This is a genomic window from Bacillus sp. SJZ110 (genome assembly GCF_006715455.1).
GTDB lineage: Bacteria > Bacillota > Bacilli > Bacillales > Bacillaceae > Bacillus > Bacillus subtilis.
In genome coordinates this window covers 414,505-432,111 of sequence record NZ_VFNF01000001.1, presented here as the reverse complement: position 1 = coordinate 432,111, position 17,607 = coordinate 414,505, and the positions used below count along the sequence as shown (strand labels likewise).

Annotated in this window: 19 protein-coding genes; 17 read left to right on the top strand and 2 right to left on the bottom strand. The window is 44.7% G+C overall.

Annotated elements, in window-relative coordinates:
* The first annotated feature begins 145 nt into the window (after positions 1-145).
* From hprK to hprF, 5 genes are read left to right on the top strand one after another with little or no spacing between them, the layout of a single operon-like run.
* Positions 146-1,078 (top strand): HPr(Ser) kinase/phosphatase, encoded by a 933-nt coding sequence (gene hprK / locus FB592_RS02185; RefSeq protein ID WP_003228097.1) that lies wholly within the window; start codon positions 146-148, stop codon positions 1,076-1,078.
* A 13-nt stretch (positions 1,079-1,091) separates the two neighbouring features.
* Positions 1,092-1,901 carry a prolipoprotein diacylglyceryl transferase gene (lgt, locus tag FB592_RS02180; RefSeq protein WP_021480693.1) on the top strand — a complete coding sequence of 270 codons (810 nt, stop codon included), beginning with the start codon at positions 1,092-1,094 and terminating at the stop codon, positions 1,899-1,901.
* Between the two features lie 23 nt (positions 1,902-1,924).
* The gene (locus tag FB592_RS02175; protein WP_032726935.1) at positions 1,925-2,863 is read left to right on the top strand and encodes a nucleoside recognition domain-containing protein; all 939 of its coding nucleotides are present in this window, start codon (positions 1,925-1,927) and stop codon (positions 2,861-2,863) included.
* On the top strand, positions 2,860-3,510 hold the full coding sequence (ppaX, locus tag FB592_RS02170) for a pyrophosphatase PpaX (protein ID WP_014481021.1): 651 nt from the start codon (positions 2,860-2,862) through the stop codon (positions 3,508-3,510). Before FB592_RS02175 ends, ppaX begins: the two co-directional genes overlap by 4 nt.
* Positions 3,511-3,513: 3 nt before the next feature.
* Positions 3,514-4,032, top strand: coding sequence for a heptaprenylglyceryl phosphate O-acetyltransferase (hprF, locus tag FB592_RS02165; RefSeq protein WP_141949228.1), 519 nt, complete (start codon positions 3,514-3,516; stop codon positions 4,030-4,032).
* A gap of 19 nt (positions 4,033-4,051) precedes the next feature.
* Here hprF and pelC read toward each other — a convergent pair whose 3' ends face one another.
* Positions 4,052-4,717, bottom strand: a complete 666-nt coding sequence (gene pelC, locus FB592_RS02160; protein ID WP_021480690.1) for a pectate/pectin lyase PelC — start codon at positions 4,715-4,717, stop codon at positions 4,052-4,054.
* 229 nt (positions 4,718-4,946) lie between these two features.
* On the bottom strand, positions 4,947-5,699 hold the full coding sequence (locus FB592_RS02155; RefSeq protein WP_015483750.1) for a C39 family peptidase: 753 nt from the start codon (positions 5,697-5,699) through the stop codon (positions 4,947-4,949).
* A gap of 250 nt (positions 5,700-5,949) precedes the next feature.
* Here FB592_RS02155 and FB592_RS02150 point away from each other — a divergent pair, with 250 nt between their 5' ends.
* The 12 genes from FB592_RS02150 to bmrA all read left to right on the top strand — a co-directional run bounded on the left by FB592_RS02150 (position 5,950) and on the right by bmrA (position 17,561).
* Positions 5,950-7,125: an ATP phosphoribosyltransferase regulatory subunit gene (locus FB592_RS02150; protein ID WP_141949227.1), complete on the top strand. Its 1,176-nt coding sequence runs from the start codon at positions 5,950-5,952 to the stop codon at positions 7,123-7,125.
* On the top strand, positions 7,118-7,759 hold the full coding sequence (gene hisG / locus FB592_RS02145; RefSeq protein ID WP_021480688.1) for an ATP phosphoribosyltransferase: 642 nt from the start codon (positions 7,118-7,120) through the stop codon (positions 7,757-7,759). Before FB592_RS02150 ends, hisG begins: the two co-directional genes overlap by 8 nt.
* Positions 7,756-9,039: a histidinol dehydrogenase gene (gene hisD / locus FB592_RS02140; RefSeq protein ID WP_120027533.1), complete on the top strand. Its 1,284-nt coding sequence runs from the start codon at positions 7,756-7,758 to the stop codon at positions 9,037-9,039. Before hisG ends, hisD begins: the two co-directional genes overlap by 4 nt.
* Positions 9,036-9,620, top strand: coding sequence for an imidazoleglycerol-phosphate dehydratase HisB (gene hisB / locus FB592_RS02135; RefSeq protein ID WP_003243389.1), 585 nt, complete (start codon positions 9,036-9,038; stop codon positions 9,618-9,620). Before hisD ends, hisB begins: the two co-directional genes overlap by 4 nt.
* Positions 9,621-10,259 carry an imidazole glycerol phosphate synthase subunit HisH gene (hisH, locus tag FB592_RS02130; protein ID WP_046160891.1) on the top strand — a complete coding sequence of 213 codons (639 nt, stop codon included), beginning with the start codon at positions 9,621-9,623 and terminating at the stop codon, positions 10,257-10,259.
* On the top strand, positions 10,256-10,993 hold the full coding sequence (hisA, locus tag FB592_RS02125; protein ID WP_141949226.1) for a 1-(5-phosphoribosyl)-5-[(5-phosphoribosylamino)methylideneamino]imidazole-4-carboxamide isomerase: 738 nt from the start codon (positions 10,256-10,258) through the stop codon (positions 10,991-10,993). The genes hisH and hisA overlap by 4 nt, the downstream gene beginning before the upstream one ends.
* A complete protein-coding gene (gene hisF / locus FB592_RS02120) occupies positions 10,990-11,748 on the top strand; it encodes an imidazole glycerol phosphate synthase subunit HisF (protein ID WP_015384749.1) in 759 nt (252 codons plus the stop codon). The genes hisA and hisF overlap by 4 nt, the downstream gene beginning before the upstream one ends.
* Complete coding sequence (gene hisIE / locus FB592_RS02115) at positions 11,745-12,374, top strand: bifunctional phosphoribosyl-AMP cyclohydrolase/phosphoribosyl-ATP diphosphatase HisIE (protein WP_141949225.1); 630 nt, start codon at positions 11,745-11,747, stop codon at positions 12,372-12,374. Before hisF ends, hisIE begins: the two co-directional genes overlap by 4 nt.
* 245 nt (positions 12,375-12,619) lie before the next feature.
* Complete coding sequence (locus FB592_RS02110; protein WP_141949224.1) at positions 12,620-13,357, top strand: lipoprotein YvcA; 738 nt, start codon at positions 12,620-12,622, stop codon at positions 13,355-13,357.
* The gene (locus tag FB592_RS02105) at positions 13,347-15,251 is read left to right on the top strand and encodes a DUF6792 domain-containing protein (RefSeq protein WP_128740761.1); all 1,905 of its coding nucleotides are present in this window, start codon (positions 13,347-13,349) and stop codon (positions 15,249-15,251) included. The genes FB592_RS02110 and FB592_RS02105 overlap by 11 nt, the downstream gene beginning before the upstream one ends.
* Positions 15,252-15,265: 14 nt before the next feature.
* Positions 15,266-15,625, top strand: a complete 360-nt coding sequence (locus FB592_RS02100; protein ID WP_141949223.1) for a hypothetical protein — start codon at positions 15,266-15,268, stop codon at positions 15,623-15,625.
* Positions 15,626-15,791: 166 nt separating this feature from the next.
* Positions 15,792-17,561, top strand: coding sequence for a multidrug resistance ABC transporter ATP-binding protein/permease BmrA (bmrA, locus tag FB592_RS02095; RefSeq protein WP_141949222.1), 1,770 nt, complete (start codon positions 15,792-15,794; stop codon positions 17,559-17,561).
* Positions 17,562-17,607: the final 46 nt, after the last annotated feature.

Sequence of the window (17,607 nt, the reverse complement as noted above, 5' to 3'; positions counted from 1 at the left end):
TTTACTCTTTTTCAGACTAGTGATCTAGACCAGCTGAGGTGTTTTCCCGCCTTTTATAAAATCTGTTTTAGGTTCAAGCCTGAAAGTGATAAAATGAAAGTATTGTGAGCAAGCTCGGGGCAGCCCGGAACAGGAGGAACATATCGTGGCAAAGGTTCGCACAAAAGACGTAATGGAACAGTTCAATTTGGAATTAATCAGCGGAGAAGAAGGAATTAACCGCCCGATTACAATGAGTGACCTATCAAGACCAGGCATTGAAATTGCCGGATATTTTACATATTACCCGAGAGAGCGCGTGCAGCTTCTCGGAAAAACAGAGCTTTCTTTCTTTGAACAGCTTCCTGAAGAGGAGAAAAAACAGCGAATGGATTCTCTGTGCACTGATGTAACACCAGCTATTATTCTTTCTAGAGATATGCCCATCCCGCAGGAGCTGATTGACGCCTCCGAGAAAAATGGGGTGCCTGTCCTCAGATCGCCGCTGAAAACGACAAGACTGTCAAGCCGTTTAACCAACTTCCTTGAGAGCAGGCTGGCGCCTACCACAGCAATTCATGGTGTTCTTGTCGATATATATGGTGTCGGCGTGCTGATCACAGGAAAGAGCGGCGTCGGAAAAAGCGAAACAGCGCTGGAGCTTGTGAAAAGAGGGCATCGCCTTGTTGCCGATGATTGCGTTGAAATACGGCAGGAGGATCAGGATACTCTTGTGGGAAACGCTCCGGAATTAATTGAGCACCTTCTTGAGATCAGGGGCCTTGGCATTATCAACGTGATGACGCTATTTGGCGCTGGCGCGGTCAGAAGCAATAAACGAATCACGATTGTCATGAATCTTGAACTCTGGGAGCAGGGCAAGCAATACGACCGGCTCGGACTTGAGGAAGAGACCATGAAAATCATTGATACAGAAATTACAAAACTGACGATTCCCGTCCGCCCAGGCCGAAATCTTGCAGTCATCATCGAAGTGGCAGCAATGAACTTCAGATTGAAGCGGATGGGGCTGAATGCCGCTGAACAATTTACCAACAAGCTGGCGGACGTCATTGAAGACGGTGAACAAGAAGAATAGGAGTTGGCGTTAAATGAATGAAGCGATAGAACCACTCAATCCGATAGCATTTCAGCTGGGACCGTTAGCCGTCCATTGGTACGGAATCATTATCGGTCTCGGCGCTTTGCTCGGGCTGTGGATTGCGATGAGGGAAAGTGAAAAACGGGGGCTGCAGAAAGATACGTTTATTGATCTTGTCCTGTTTGCCATTCCGATTGCGATTATTTGCGCGCGAATTTATTACGTTGCCTTTGAATGGGACTATTATGCGGCACATCCGGGAGAAATCATTAAGATTTGGAAGGGCGGCATTGCCATTCATGGCGGATTAATCGGCGCCATTTTAACGGGTTATGTGTTTTCGAGAGTGAAAAAACTTTCGTTCTGGAAGCTTGCGGACATTGCCGCGCCCAGCATTTTGCTTGGCCAGGCGATCGGCCGCTGGGGGAACTTCATGAATCAGGAAGCGCACGGCGAGGCTGTCAGCAGAGCCTTTTTAGAAAACCTGCACCTGCCTGAATTTATCATCAATCAAATGTATATCAATGGGCAATATTATCATCCTACTTTTTTATATGAATCACTATGGAGTTTTGTCGGCGTCATTGTTTTACTGCTGCTTCGCAGAGCGAATTTGCGTAGAGGCGAGATGTTCTTGATCTATATCATTTGGTATTCAATCGGAAGATACTTTATTGAAGGAATGCGGACTGACAGCTTAATGCTGACAGATTCACTTCGCATCGCTCAGGTGATTTCAATCGTATTGATTGTTTTGGCTGTGGCAGCCATCATCTTCAGACGCGTCAAGGGATACTCGAAGGAGCGGTACGCGGAGTAGACGTCAACAAAGGGGGATGAGGCATGAAGAAAATCTTTCTGGCCGGTCTTGCAGCAGGTTTTCAAACAACATGGACGCTGGGTAAAGTGATTTTCCCGGTAACGCTATTGGTCACTTTGCTTCAGCATACCCCTGTCATGGATTGGCTTGTACGGCTGATCACACCGGTAATGGGTCTCTTCGGGCTTTCTGGTGAAGCGGCCATTCCGCTTGTACTGGGAAATATGCTGAATCTGTATGCGGGAATTGCCGGGATTTTAACATTGGATTTATCTGTGAAAGAAGTCTTTATTTTAGCTGTTATGCTTTCATTCTGTCATAACTTGATTATCGAATCGACAGTTGCCGCAAAGGTTGGCATCAGAATTGGCGTCATATTGGCCGTGCGCATCGGTTTAGCCGCTGTGTCAGCCATCGTCATCAACCTCATTTGGCATGGCGGACAGGAAACGGCGCAGTATGGTTTTATTGCTGCGAAGAGCGCGGCGCCAGACAGCTGGCTAGGAATGCTGGCAGAAGCCTTAACGAAAGCCGGACTTGGTGTTTTGCAGCTGGCGGCAATTGTCATACCTCTGATGATCATCATCCAGTTTTTAAGAGATTTAGGCTGGCTGCATCGGTTCTCCAGGTGGCTGTCTCCGTTTACGCAGCTGCTTGGCATGAATAAAAATACGTCTATGACAATGGTGGCGGGACTGACGATTGGTCTGGCCTACGGAGCGGGTGTCATGATCAAAGCTGTCGAGGATGACGGCGTGAGCAGGCGGGATATGACATTGGCATTTATATTTCTCGTTGCCTGCCACGCGGTCGTGGAAGATACACTTGTCTTTATTCCGCTCGGCATACCGGTCTGGCCGCTTCTTTTGATTCGTGTCACCACAGCAGTTCTGCTGACAATGGCTATTGCGCACACGTGGAAAAAATGGAAACCCTCAGCGGTTGGAAAGGAAGCAATATGAGTGACAAACAAGTAACGACGATTCTGTTTGATTTAGACGGAACGCTTATTAATACGAATGAATTAATTATCGCGTCCTTTTTGCATACACTGGAGCATTATTATCCGAGCAAGTATAAACGAGAAGATGTCCTTGCATTTATCGGGCCGTCTCTTTTTGAAACGTTCTCTTCGATGGACCCTGATAAATGCGAGGATATGATCGCTATGTACAGAGCGTACAATCATGACATGCATGATTCACTCGTGACTGAATATGAAACGGTATATGAGACCCTGGATGCATTAAAAAAAGCCGGCTTTACATTAGGAATTGTGACAACAAAATTAAGAGATACTGTCAATATGGGCCTCAAGCTCACGGGAATCGGCGAATTCTTTGAAACGGTTGTCACCCTTGATGATGTGACGAATGCAAAGCCTGATCCCGAGCCTGTGCTGTTAGCGCTGAAACAGTTAGGAAGCAAGCCCGAGGAAGCCATTATGGTCGGAGATAATTACCACGATGTGCTGGCAGGCAAAAACGCCGGTACAAAAACGGCGGGAGTCGCATGGACGATTAAAGGGCCGGAAATGCTGGCGAAGCATGAGCCGGATTTTATGCTTGAGAAAATGAGTGATCTATTACAAATCGTTGGAGTGAAGTAATCTGTGAGAAAAACAGATCGTCATCCGGTCTCGGGGGCCAACTCACTGTGGCATGTCTATCAAACGGTACCTTTTCTAAAGGTCGTCAAAAATTTTATTGTCATTCAAATTGCGAGATATACGCCGTTTATAGGGATGAAAAACTGGCTGTACCGTACATTTCTGCGGATGAAGGTTGGAAATCAGACATCCTTTGCCCTCATGGTGATGCCAGATATCATGTTTCCGGAAAAGATCTCAGTCGGAACAAATACAATCATCGGGTACAATACGACCATTCTGGCCCATGAGTATTTGATTCACGAATACCGGATCGGCCAAGTTCTGATCGGAGACGAAGTGATGATTGGTGCCAACACGACCATTCTGCCCGGGGTGAAAATAGGAGATGGCGCAGTTGTGTCCGCCGGAACACTTGTCCATAAAGACGTGCCTGCCGGCGCATTTGCCGGCGGAAATCCGATGAGGATCATCTATACGAAGGAAGAAATGCAAGAAAGATTGAAAAAGTCCGCTGAATAACATCAGCGGACTTTTTTGGTTAAAATTGAGTGTTGTTGTTTTCGTAAATATGCTGAACACCAATCCATTTTTGACCGACATTAGAGTAGCGTGTATTTGTCATTCTGACCGTGCTTGTTTTGCTGTCCGTCCGGAATATCGCTTCCTTCATGTTTGTGATGGTGCACTTATCGATGATCACATCAACGTGGAAGGTTGAACCGCCAAGCTGTCTTATGAACTTTCCGCCATTGTCTGCCGTGAAGTTTTTCACTGTGAATGTACTGGCTTTATTGATTTGGAATATCTTATCTGACGCTTTTTGAGCAGAACCGCCGTCGATCGTCACTTTTCCTTCCTTCTTCACCGTTAACGCATCCTCACCAACATCTTCCCATTTCACATTCTGAATGTTAACGTTTCCATAAGTGTGCACGCCATCAGCAGCAGGGGCGCCAAGCACCACATTTTTCAGGGTTGCTCCATCTTCCACACGAAAAACAGGGTCTTGGTTTTCTGACTGGCTTCCGTCGCCTAATTCTTTCCCTGCCACAAACCGCTGTCCTTTCCCGTCATATGTTGTATTTTTTGGTACGATAATTGTTTCGTGCACCACTTTGTCTGCTGCAAAAGCGGTTGATGACTGAAACTGGCTGAACACCATAACCAAACCGAACATAAATAGGATAGACACGAATTTTTTCAATGATAAATCCTCCCCGGATATCTTTCATTTTTTGCAAGAGAAGCGTCAGCGACTTGCACCGGCTTCTCTCACATAGATCGGGGCAAGGCTGAATCTGCTTTAATCATAAAAACAGATAGCCTGAAAGTAAAGACAATTCTGGATGATAAATGGAAAATGAATCGATCTTACCGATTGAAACAAAAAGCATGAATATTGTCGTATTTGCTCAGGATAGAGCATAGTGTGTTTACTTTTGAATAACTACGGCCTGGCTGCCCATTTGTTTCCACGCTTTTTCAAAGCTTGTTCTATCGGTTTTTCTGTTTTTATAGCCATACGGATCATTGAGATACACATATTTATCATCATATCCCGTAACGGCGACGCTGTGTTCGCTGTACGTAATCTCTATCGTTCCGTTTGGCGTTTTCCATGTCTGCATGTTGTCAACTGGCGTAAAGTTGGCTGTCGTAATAACCCAAACTGGATTGCCTTTTTCAAGCTGTTCATAAACAGCAGAAATGCTTTTTCCAGTCAGATCGGACACTTTGTCTCCCGCATAGGTTTTCGCCAGCTGATAGATCGGTCGATGGTAGACACCGAGACCAGGGCCATTCGCCATATCCCCGACAAATCCGTCATTCGGATCACCCTTTAATCCGCTGCTGTATGTCAAAGGCACTGTGGCAACCTGATTTGCCAGGGTGTTTTTTGTCACGTCGTATCCTGCGTAATTCAGCACCATCGCAAGGCTTGTTACTTCACAGCCGTTATAGAGCCGGGGTGCGTCCATTTGATTGTAAAGGATGACATCCAGCGGTTTTGCGCTTCCCTTCAGCTCCTTTTTGCTATTCGCAGCTGAGTCTGTATCGCTATCAGAAACCACTTTTTTAAGGCTGTTCAAAAAAGGAATATCTATATCTTTTGCATCTATTTTAAGTCCGAAAAAAATAACGCCTGAAAGAATCATCAGGACACATAGAGTTCGCAGTGTTTTCATCTTTATCTCCTTGTTCTCTATTTGATTTGTATTATAGCATGCCAAACATAAAGAATTTGAGATATTACGTACCTTTAATACATTGTTCATGATTTTTTCATAATGAGGAGAAGGATATTTGAACTAAAAAAGTCCTTACTGAAGTTAAGCGTTGATTTTCATTCTTTCATCTGCTAACATATTATCATATTAGCGAACTAAAGGATTCGGAATTTTCCTTCATAAGATAACAGCGGAGGTGCTCGGGTTGATGTTTATGTTTGAAAAACCGCACGGCATGAGAGATACACTGCCCGGTTTATACGAAACGAAAAAAAAGGTGAGACGATCGTTAACCGATTTGATTGATAAATGGGGATATCAATTTATGGAAACGCCGACACTGGAGTTTTACGATACCGTTGGCGTCCAGTCAGCAATTGAAGAGCAACAGCTGTTTAAGCTACTTGATCAGGACGGCAAGACATTGGTGCTTCGCCCGGATATGACGGGGCCGATTGCAAGGGTGGCGGCATCGAAGCTTCTGAAACACGGTCATCCGCTAAGAGTCGGCTATGCGGCAAATGTATTCAGGGCTCAGGAGCGTGAAGGCGGACGTCCGGCTGAGTTTGAGCAGGTCGGAGTGGAGTTAATCGGTGACGGCACGACGAGCGCGGATGCGGAGGTCATTGCTTTAGTCGTCGGGGCATTGAAAAACGCTGGGCTGGCATCCTTTAAAATTGCCATCGGCCATGCCGGCATTGCGGATGCTTTGTTTGTTGAGGTGCTCGGGAACGTTGAACGAGCTGATGTGCTGCGGAGGTTCTTATATGAAAAGAACTACGTCGGCTACAGAGAGCATGTCAAGTCTCTCCCGCTTTCCTCCATTGATAAAAGCAGGCTGCTTGAGCTCCTTGAACTGCGGGGCGGTATAGAAGTATGCGGACGTGCCGAGGAAATCGTCGATTCTGCGCAAGGAAAAAGCGTGGTTGATGAGCTGAAGGCGCTGTGGGACATTCTTGAGGATTACGGATGTACGGAAAATGTCCGCCTGGATCTGAATATGGTCAGCCACATGAGCTATTACACAGGGATTTTATTTGAAGTGTACGCCGAGAATGTCGGTTTTGTCATTGGAAGCGGCGGCCGTTACAACAAGCTGCTGGGCCATTTTGATTCACCTGCACCGGCAACAGGCTTCGGGCTTCGGATCGACCGGCTGATTGAAGCCCTTCATTTGAAAGAAGAACCTTGTGATATAGACGCTGTTATTTTCAGCAAAGAGCAGCGGGCGCAAGCCATCGCTTATGCGAATGAAGAACGCATGAAAGGGAACAAAGTGGTTCTTCAAGATTTATCGGGAATAGAAAATATCGACCAGATGACAAAATCTTTTGCAAACGTCACTTATTTTATCGGTGCCAGAAAGGAAGAGCAAAATGGGTAAGTTACTCACAATGGCGATGCCAAAGGGCCGGATATTTGAAGAAGCGGCAGGGTTGCTGAGGCAGGCAGGCTACAGGCTCCCTGAGGAGTTTGAAGATTCGAGAAAACTGATCATCGATGTGCCGGAGGAAAATCTTCGTTTCATATTAGCGAAGCCGATGGACGTAACCACGTATGTGGAGCATGGCGTGGCAGACGTCGGAATTGCGGGCAAGGATGTCATGCTGGAGGAGGAACGCGATGTGTATGAGGTACTGGATTTAAAAATCAGCAAATGCCACTTAGCTGTCGCCGGACTTCCGAATACAGACTGGAGCGGCGTAGCGCCAAGAATCGCGACAAAGTATCCGAATGTGGCTTCCAGTTATTTCAGAGAGCAGGGAGAACAAGTCGAGATTATTAAGCTCAACGGTTCAATTGAACTGGCTCCGCTCATTGGGCTTGCAGATCGGATAGTGGACATTGTTTCCACAGGACAGACGCTGAAGGAAAATGGGCTTATTGAAACGGAGCACATTTGTGACATTACCTCTCGCTTTATTGTTAACCCGGTAAGCTATCGCATGAAAGACGATGTGATTGACGAAATGGCATCCCGCCTATCTCTCGTTGTGGAAGGAGAGACGGCAAAATGAAGATCAAAACCATCAGCGGAGCGGAACGGCTTTCTCTCAAGCGTTCCATCGATGCCGGAACGGAAGAGCAAAGAAAGACGGTCCGGTCCATTATTGAAGATGTTAAAGCAAACGGTGATCAGGCGGTTCGCAGCTACACGGCGAAATTTGACGGCATCGAAATAGACAGCCCGCTGGTCACAAAAGAAGAATTTGAGGAGGCATACACCTCACTGGATCCACGTCTTCTTCAGGTGATTAGGCAGGCAATCGAAAATATTAGGGAATATCACGAAAGACAGCTTGAATCCTCCTGGTTTTATCACAGAAAGGACGGCACAATGCTGGGGCAGAAAGTGACGGCGCTGGATTCCGCCGGTGTATATGTGCCGGGGGGAACGGCCGCATATCCTTCATCTGTTTTGATGAATGTGATTCCGGCGCTTGTAGCGGGCGTTGAAAGAATCGTTCTCGTCACGCCTCCGGGAAAAGACGGTCTGCTGTCTCCTGGAGTTTTGGTTGCTGCAGCCGAGCTGGGCATAAAAGACATTTACAAAATGGGCGGCGCTCAGGCGATTGCGGCGTTAGCATACGGAACAGAAACCATTGAGCCAGTGGATAAAATCACGGGTCCGGGCAACATTTATGTCGCGCTTGCCAAACGGGAAGTGTTCGGCGATGTCGATATCGATATGATTGCCGGACCTAGTGAAATCGTCGTGCTGGCTGATGAAACAGCGATTCCGAGCGAAATTGCAGCCGATCTGCTGTCACAGGCGGAACACGATAAGCTCAGCTCATGTGTGTTTGTCACAGATTCCATGGCGCTGGCCGAGGCGGTTTCAGCCGAGGTGAGTAAGCAGCTGAAAACCTTGCCGCGTAGAGAAATAGCGGAAGCTTCAGTGAGAGATTATGGTTGTATATATGTGGCGGAAACAATGATGGAAGCGATTGATACTGTCAATACACTCGCGCCAGAGCATTTAGAAATCATAACACAGTCTCCGGAAGCTTTGCTTGGCAGTATCAAACATGCGGGTGCAATTTTCTTAGGCAGATACAGTCCTGAGCCTGTCGGTGATTATTTTGCCGGACCGAACCATGTGCTTCCGACAAACGGAACAGCCAGATTTTCAAGTCCATTAAACGTAACTGATTTTCAAAAGAAATCGAGCATTATTTCTTACAGTCAATCAGCCTTTGAAGAACATGCCGAAAGCATCGCGGCTTTTGCCAGACTGGAAGGGTTAGAAGCCCATGCCAGATCAATTGAAGCGAGAGAACGGAGGATTTCTAAATGAGAAAAGCGGAACGCGTCAGGAAAACAAACGAAACAGATATTGAGCTGGCATTTACAATAGACGGCGGGGGACAAGCGGATATCAAAACAGATGTGCCGTTTATGACACATATGTTGGATTTATTCACGAAACACGGCCAATTCGATCTTTCCATTAACGCAAAAGGCGATGTTGATATAGATGATCACCACACGACTGAAGATATCGGCATCTGCTTAGGGCAGGCGCTGCTCGAAGCGTTGGGCGATAAAAAAGGAATCAAACGCTACGGATCGGCGTTTGTGCCGATGGATGAGGCACTTGCTCAAGTTGTGATTGATTTAAGCAACCGGCCGCACTTAGAAATGCGCGCTGATTTCCCGGCTGCTAAAGTCGGAACTTTCGATACGGAGCTTGTACATGAATTTTTGTGGAAGCTTGCGCTCGAAGCTCGAATGAACCTGCACGTCATCGTTCATTATGGCACAAATACCCACCACATGATTGAAGCCGTTTTTAAAGCGCTGGGACGTGCGCTTGATGAAGCGACAACGATCGATCCGCGAGTTAAAGGAATACCGTCAACGAAAGGGATGCTGTAAATGATCGGCGTGATAGATTACGGAATGGGGAATTTATACAGTGTCTCAAAGGCGCTTGAACGTGTCGGCGTGCCGTATTTTGTTTCTGAAAAGCCGGAGGAGCTGAAAGAAGCTGATGCCTTCATTTTGCCGGGAGTCGGTTCATTTGGAGACGCGATGGACAATTTGCGCTACATGAAGCTTGATCAATTGATTCACGATATGGTCTCAGAGGGAAGGCTGCTTCTCGGGATCTGCCTCGGCATGCAGCTTTTATTTGAAGAAAGCGAAGAAAACGGCACCGCTTCAGGACTCGGGCTGCTAAAAGGAAAAGCAGTCAGGCTGAAAGCAGAAGATGAAAAAGGAAACAAGCTGAAGGTTCCGCATATGGGCTGGAATCGTCTTTCCTTTCATAATGAATCTCCGCTGCTGACTGAAACAGAACAAGGCTACGCTTACTTCGTTCATTCTTATTACATTGACGGGATGGAGGAGAACGCGCTTCTGGCAAGCGCCGATTATGGTGTGCGAGTGCCTGCTGTAGTCGGAAAAAGAAACGTCTTCGGCGCCCAATTTCACCCGGAAAAAAGCAGCACGGTCGGAATGTCTATTTTAACCCAATTTACGAAAATGGCAGCAGAACAGAAGGTGAAAAAATGAGTGCTTTTACATTATATCCGGCAATTGATATGAGAAACGGCAAATGTGTCCGCCTTGTTCAAGGGGATTACAATAAGGAAACGATATATGGCGATTCACCGTACGACATGGCTGCGTTATTTGCGAAAGAGGGTGCCGAATGGATCCATCTCGTTGATCTCGACGGGGCCAAAGAAGGGAAAAGAGTGAATGACCGCCATGTGATTGAGATTGCGCAAAAGCTGAACCTGAAAGTCGAAATAGGCGGCGGAATCCGTTCTGAAAATGACGTCTATGAATATTTATCAGCAGGAGTCGATCGGGTAATTCTCGGAAGCTCAGCAGTTTCTAACCCTCCGTTTGTCAAAAAAATGCTGAAACAATATGGCGAGAAAATTGCAATCGGACTGGATGCAAGAAACGGTTTTGTTTCAACAGAGGGATGGCTGGAAACATCAACCCTTAAGGCAACTGAACTGGGCAAAGAGCTAGCCAATGAAGGTGCGGAAGTCTTTATTTTTACTGACATCGCGACAGATGGAATGCTGTCAGGCCCCAATGTTAAAAGCACAGTCGAGCTTGCTAAGGAAACGGGGAAATCGGTGATCGCTTCCGGCGGAGTCAGCTCCGTCGCGGATCTCGAAGCTCTCGCTCGCTATGAGGCGGACGGCGTCTCTGGAGCGATCATCGGAAAAGCGTTGTATACCAATCAGTTTACGCTGGGTGAGGCACTTGAAAGGGTGAAGCGCAAATGATCACAAAACGGATTATTCCATGCCTTGATGTCAAAGAAGGACGCGTTGTCAAAGGAATTCAATTTCTCGAATTGAAGGATGCCGGTGACCCAGTTGAACTGGCGGAAGTGTACGACCGGGAAGGCGCGGATGAACTCGTTTTTCTTGATATTTCTGCCTCGCATGAAGGACGCAAAACGATGGTTGACGTTGTGGAGCAGGTTGCCGCGAAGCTTGCCATTCCGTTTACAGTCGGCGGCGGCATCAATCAGCTCAGTGATATGAAAACGATACTGCGTGCCGGAGCGGACAAAGTGTCGGTGAACACGGCAGCTGTTCTCCGCCCTGAGCTGATTGCAGAAGGAGCCGAGTTTTTCGGTTCGCAATGCATCGTTCTTGCCATTGATGCCAAGTATGACAAAGAATCTGACACATATAAGGTCTATACGCACGGCGGCAGAAAGAAAACAGATTGGGAGGTCACCGCGTGGGCAAAAGAAGGCGTCAAACGCGGGGCGGGAGAAATATTGCTGACAAGCATGGACTCTGACGGTGAGAAAAAAGGCTTCGACCACACGCTGACAAAGCTTGTTTCCGAAGCTGTCCCCGTCCCTGTTATCGCTTCGGGAGGCGCGGGAAACGCGCAGCATATGCTTGAGGCTTTTACAAAAGGAGAAGCCGATGCTGCGCTGGCCGCCTCAATTTTTCATTATAAAGAAACATCGATTAAAGAAGTGAAATCATACTTGAAAGAGTACGGGGTGAATGTGAGATGAAACAGGCAGATGAACTGCGTTTTAACGAGGACGGATTAATTCCTGCCATCGTGCAGGATGCGGCAAGCAAAGAAGTGCTGACACTTGCGTATATGAACAAGGAATCGTACGAAAAAACGCTGGAAACGAAGGAAACATGGTTTTACAGCCGCTCACGCCAAGCGTTATGGCATAAAGGAGAAACCTCAGGGAACACGCAAGCCGTCAAAGGTATCCGGTATGACTGCGACCAGGACGCATTGATCGTACTTGTAGAGCCGTCCGGCCCGGCATGCCACACTGGCAGCTACAGCTGTTTTACGAAGGAACAAACAGAAGAACAGGCCGCAGGCCGATTCGGCATCATGAACGAACTGGAGCGCGTGATCGCGGAACGCCAAGCGGAGATGCCTGAGGGAGCTTATACTACTTATCTTTTCCGCGAAGGCGTCGATAAGATTTTGAAAAAAGTCGGAGAAGAAGCATCCGAAGTCATCATCGCCGCGAAAAACCGGGACCATGAGGAACTCAAATGGGAAGCGGCAGACCTGCTATATCACCTGCTTGTCCTGCTCAGAGAACAATCCCTGCCGCTGGATGATGTGCTTGACGTATTGAAAAAACGCCATACTGAGAAAGAAGAGTAAAGAGCCGTTTGATACGGCTCTTTTTGTTTTATGAAAAAAGCAATAGGTATTTAGATTTATATTAGGTGTTATATATGAATAGTTAATAAAAGGAGACCAAAACCGAGTCTCATTTCCTATTTATCCAAATTCCACCATGATGTAACATGAAAAAGGATGAAATAATCATCTCTTAACCAGGTCAATAGAATTATTTTTGATATAAAAATAGAATACTATTCTCACAAAACCCGTGGAGGTTCGTAATGAAAAAGATCATCTATATTTGCTTCAGCTTATTACTTGCCCTAACAGGAGGATGCAGTATGAATGAAAATGATAAAAACAGCACAAATGACAATAAAACAGAAGCGGTAAAACCAAAAGACATGGATCCCAAGGATCTGCCCCAAGTACCTGCGTTTCAGGACGAGAAAACGAGAGAGTATATGGTGTCAACAAAAGAAGAGGAACCAGGATATTATTTGCTGGAATCTAAGCTGAAAGGGTTTAGGATGTTGTTTCCGGAGGATGGGGAGTATCTCCCTGATTATTCTGCGTCAAATGGAGAAAATAGTGAATCGATTGGGTTTCAAAGCTATAATGAAAAATCAAATATTCTCTTAGATGCGCAAATAAGCTACTATAACAAATCTTCATTTATTAATGAGCCAGAGACAATGCTGGACCAAATTAGTAATGAGAATGGTTACAAAGGAAATTTTAAGAAGCAACAAACTGACGGAAAAGTAGTTTACGCAGCAACAAAAAAAAGCAATTTTAAAAACAGTGATCGTAAATACAATTTTTCCTATCGTTATTTTGGATATATAAAATCCAATGAAGAAGAGTATCTGGGGATAGTATATTCTTTTATAGTCCGCTGTAAAAAAGATGATAAACCTTGTATTTTGGATGAAGCTCGAGCAAAAGAAAAAACTGATAAACTAATTAATTCTATAACCTTTTTAAGAAATAACAAGGAGGTTAGAGATGGAAAATAAGAATGTTTTCGCAAATGAAAATGTAAAGCTCCGTTTAATTAACTTAGAGTATGCCTATAAAGAAAAGTTTGCATCTAACAATCCGGAAAAAGTAAAAAAAGCCAAGGAAGAGTTTGAAACTGAAATACGGAGGATCTATAAAGAAGAAACTAACTCGGAGCTTCCTAAAGAAGTAGAGATATATACTTCACACGAACTTATTCAAGAAAATAAGAACATAGATAAACGGATTAGAGATTCTGGTTATGATGGTACAGCGATTTATATAAAGGAAAAGAAAAATGATATAGAGCAGCTTCATATTATTTCTGAGGGGAGTGCTGATAACGCAGATTGGTCTTATAATTTCTTTGGTTTGTTTTTAGGTATTGATGATAACCAATACAGAGCTACGAGAGAATTTGTAAAGAATTCAAAGAAAAAAGCAGGTAATTCCGAGGAATTAAGAACATTTGCGCTAGGACATTCTCTTGCTAATAATAACCAAGTATTAGCTCAATTAATTGATGGAGAATTTGATGAAGTATATGGAGTGAATGGGGCACAAATAAGTATCGACCAACTTTTATTAGCTGATAGAAATTTGGTAGATTTTTTATTAAATAAATATGACCTTAGTCGTCAAGAGCTTAAAGAGCTTCCACGAGAACAGCTAAAAAAAGCAATCACCCAATACTACAATGACAAAGGCGTCACAGCAAAGATCACCCAGCGTATTTCTAAAGATGACCCGCTCTATGGTGTCAGCGGAAAGGCCGATTTTATTACATTTGGCAATGTAAAGATGAAAGATACAAATACAGATGTCAAAGGAATCAGAAGTATTATAGATAAGATTCCTGATGAGGAAGTCCGTTCTATCCAAACTTTTTTACGAAAGTATTCGGATGAATATAAAAAAGGCGGGCTAAACGGATTTATCATGGCTTCGACCGGGATAGATGCAGAGCTTGTCGGCAGTATATTTAGTGCTGATGGAAATGTGGCGAAAGGGAAAATAGTGAAAGACCGGTTTGGTGATATACAGGTAATGGTTAAAAATATCGGGGAAAAAATGCCGGCTTTTATCAAATTCTTTCATACTATCTTGAATAATAGCGGAACAGTTGTGGATCAGCTTGAAGAGAATGGGTATATTGATGAGGCGCAAAGGAAGAGTATCAAAAAACAGTTAAAAATTGTTAATAGTAAGATAGGCGATATAGAAATTCAATATCAACAGTTAAAATACGCACTTTCTACTAATAATGTAGTTGCAATTGTTTATTATGTCTGTGAGTTAATAGGCAGTGTTAATGAATTAAAAGATGCATTTGAAACACTCGACACAGAAACAAAAGACGCACTAAAACTTATCGTCGACGGCCACAGTATCGTTCAAATGCTCAACGCCTTGTCAAAGGAAAAAGGCTTCAGCTATAAAGGCTCCGATATTTATTTTACAGGGAAGAGCGGCTCGGGAGAAACGATTCAAGTCAATCTCTCATCCGCTGTCAGAATCTATCAAAACGGTATGAAAATCGTTGAAGATATGGAAGATGCGATTTCTAAGTACCAGAAGGTTTACAGTCAGGAAATCGATGAAGACTTCATAGATAAAAAACAGGCGATCACCACGGCGATTCATCATATGGAAGAAAACCCTTCGCATTATGCCTTCGATCTTCAATTCCGGCTTGCAGCTGGTTTCAGCCACACATTCGATAAATTGGAGAAAATCTCTGTTCATGAATCATTCCACACAGGTGCGCTTCCTGCAAATGATGGAATTGTTGCTGAATTAAAAAAACAGACAACAGAAAAAAGAGATTTTATCAAAAATATCCGCGAGAGTATTGAAAAGCTGTTTGAAAAAGAAGAAATGATTTCTCAGTTATTTGATTTTCAGCCTTAGGAGGAATATGAAGAGTGACTTCCTTATTTTCAGAAAGTGAAACAGAAATTGTATCAACAACCTATATGTTTCTTACCCAAGATGAAATGAAGGGGAAAGCGGGCACCCTCAATCAACCGATCAACGACTTTCTCAGCCTGACAAAGAAATTTGAGTCTTCATTAAAAGAGGAAATCAAAGGACAAAAAGGATTGATTGTAAAAAAAATAAAAGAAGAACTTAAGTCGAAAAGCGAAAAACGAAAAGCTGCCCTTCAGATGATAAAAGAGGAACATACCGCAAAAGTTGATCGGTACAAAATGATAATTGAAGACCTGCGACAGCAGGATGTAACATTGACTTATAGAAAAAAGAAGCCTGTAAAAGATGTCTAACATAAAAAATCTCCTATTCAAACAATGAGTGGGAGATCTTTTATTTTCATCACGGCAAAAATATACTGAAAAAGTCTCTCGCCATTGATATGATTGAGAAAGAGTAAAAATCATCCTTTTGCTATGACTTTTCACCTTTCTGAACGCTGAAACAGGAGGAAAATATATGCCAACCAAGAAACAAAAATCTAAAAGTAAATTGAAACCCTTTTTTGCCTTAGTAAGACGGACCAATCCTTCTTATGGAAAGCTCGCCTTTGCGCTTGCCCTCAGTGTTGTAACCACACTGGTCAGCCTGCTCATTCCATTATTAACAAAGCAGCTTGTCGATGGTTTTTCTATGTCAAATCTGTCAGGCACGCAAATCGGGTTGATCGCGCTGGTGTTTTTCGTTCAGGCGGGTTTAAGCGCTTATGCCACCTATGCCCTTAACTATAATGGACAAAAAATCATCTCTGGGCTGCGGGATTTATTATGGAAGAAATTAATTAAGCTTCCTGTCTCTTATTTTGATACAAATGCTTCCGGAGAAACAGTCAGCCGTGTAACGAACGATACGATGGTGGTCAAAGAATTGATTACAACCCATATCAGCGGATTTATTACAGGCATCATTTCTGTCATTGGATCATTGACAATCTTGTTTATTATGAACTGGAAGTTGACACTGCTTGTGTTAGTGGTTGTTCCGCTGGCCGCTCTTATTTTGGTGCCGATTGGACGGAAAATGTTCTCCATTTCACGGGAAACACAAGATGAAACGGCTCGTTTTACAGGACTGCTGAATCAAATTCTCCCGGAAATTAGACTTGTTAAGGCTTCAAATGCGGAGGATGTCGAATATGGGCGCGGGAAGATGGGGATTTCCTCATTATTTAAGCTTGGCGTTCGTGAAGCCAAGGTTCAATCGCTTGTCGGCCCGCTTATTTCACTCGTGTTAATGGCAGCGCTTGTCGCAGTGATCGGATATGGCGGCATGCAGGTCTCATCAGGCGAGCTCACAGCCGGAGCGCTCGTGGCTTTTATTTTATATTTATTTCAAATTATTATGCCGATGGGCCAGATTACAACGTTTTTCACACAGCTGCAAAAATCAATCGGTGCAACAGAACGAATGATTGAGATTTTAGCAGAGGAAGAGGAAGATACAGTGACAGGAAAACAAATTGAAAATGCACATCTGCCTATCCAGCTTGATTGCGTGTCTTTTGGATATAAGCCTGATCAGCTGATCTTAAAAGAGGTCAGCGCCGTCATTGAAGCAGGTAAAGTCACAGCGATTGTCGGTCCGAGCGGCGGGGGGAAAACGACGCTGTTTAAGCTGCTTGAACGTTTTTATACTCCGACTGCAGGGGCCATTCGGCTGGGGGACGAGCCGATTGATACTTATTCGCTTGAATCGTGGCGGGAGCACATCGGGTATGTATCGCAGGAAAGCCCGTTAATGTCCGGGACAATCAGAGAAAATATTTGCTACGGGTTAGAACGAGATGTGACGGATGCTGAGATCGAAAAAGCCGCGGAGATGGCATATGCGCTCAATTTTATAAAGGAGCTGCCGAATCAGTTTGATACAGAAGTAGGCGAACGCGGCATTATGCTGTCAGGCGGACAAAGGCAGAGAATCGCAATTGCGAGAGCGCTTCTCCGTAACCCAAGCATTCTTATGCTCGATGAAGCGACCTCAAGTCTCGACAGCCAATCTGAAAAATCAGTTCAGCAGGCGCTTGAGGTGCTGATGGAGGGCCGCACAACGATTGTGATCGCTCACCGCCTATCTACCGTTGTAGATGCGGACCAGCTTTTGTTTGTTGAAAAAGGGGAAATTACCGGTCGTGGAACACACCATGAGTTAATGGCTTCCCATGGTCTTTATCGGGATTTTGCTGAACAGCAGCTGAAAATGAATGCGGACTTAGAAAACAAAGCTGGGTAAATTTTGGTCGAATCAGCCAATAAAAAAGAGGAGGGATTTTCCCAAT